The organism is Microbispora sp. NPDC049633 (genome assembly GCF_040675265.1).
Lineage (GTDB): Bacteria > Actinomycetota > Actinomycetes > Streptosporangiales > Streptosporangiaceae > Microbispora > Microbispora maris.
This window is the reverse complement of the sequence record NZ_JBFAOO010000442.1, coordinates 1-1,034: the sequence shown is the minus strand read 5'-3', so window position 1 is coordinate 1,034 and position 1,034 is coordinate 1. Positions and strand designations below refer to the sequence as shown.

Annotated in this window: 1 pseudogene; it reads left to right on the top strand. The window is 77.9% G+C overall.

The window, feature by feature from the left end:
• Positions 1-1,034 (top strand): annotated as a pseudogene (locus AB0J39_RS39745) (cell division protein FtsK); the annotation flags it as partial.

Below are 1,034 nucleotides of genomic sequence, written 5' to 3'. Positions count from 1 at the left end.
ACGCTGACACCGGGGATGCCGCCGGTCGCGCTGGTGGTGCGGCTGGCGCCCGGCACGGCCACCGTGGAGCCCGCGGCACCCGCGACCTCCGGCGGCGATCCGGTGGCCCGGCTGGAGGGCGAGCCCCTCACGAAGGCCGTGCCGTGGCCGGCCTCGGGCATGCTCGCCTGCGGCGGCTCGGTCCTCGCGCTGGGACCGGTCCTGCCGCCCGACGCCCACCTCGACGCGCTGCCGGACGGCGGGCTCGCCTACAACCGCCCGCCGCGCCTGCAGCGGCCGGAGCGGCAGCGGCGGTTCACGGTCCCCGCCGAGCCCAAGCGGGGCGAGGGCATGCGGCTGCAGCTGCTGGCCGCGCTGCTGCCCGCCGTCCTCGGTGTGGTCATGGCCGCCGTCACCGGCACCTGGTACTACCTGCTGATCGCGTTCATGACGCCACTCATCATGATCGGCCAGTGGGTTAGCGACCGCAGACACGGCAGGAAGAAGCACCGCCGGGCGCTCAAGGCGTACCGCGAGCGGCTGGCCGCCTTCGAGGAGGAGGTGGCCCGCGCGGTGCGGCAGGACGAGGAGGCCAGGCGCGGCGGCGCGCCCGACCCTGCCGAGGTGCTGCTCACCGCGACCGGCCCGCGCCGCCGGCTCTGGGAGCGCAGGGTGCACGACCACGACGCGCTGCGGCTGCGCGTGGGACTGGCCGACCTGCCCGCGGACCTGGAGTTCGAGCCCGAGAGCGGCACGCCCCAGGACGTCCCGCGCCGGGAGCCGCCCTCCTGCCACGACGTCCCGGTCGCGCTGGTCATGCGGCGTCTCGGCGTGGCCGGGCTCACCGGCCCGAGGGACGTGGCGCTCGGCTGCGCCCGCTGGCTCGTCGGCCAGGCCGCCGCCCTGCACAGCCCGCGCGACCTGGCCGTCGTGGTGCTGTCCGCCAACCCCGACGGCGCCGGGCAGTGGGGCTGGGTGCGCTGGCTGCCGCACTGCGCCCCGGACGCCGCCCGCGGGGGCGCCCTGTCGTCCGACTGCGCCGCGCTCGTCGGCGC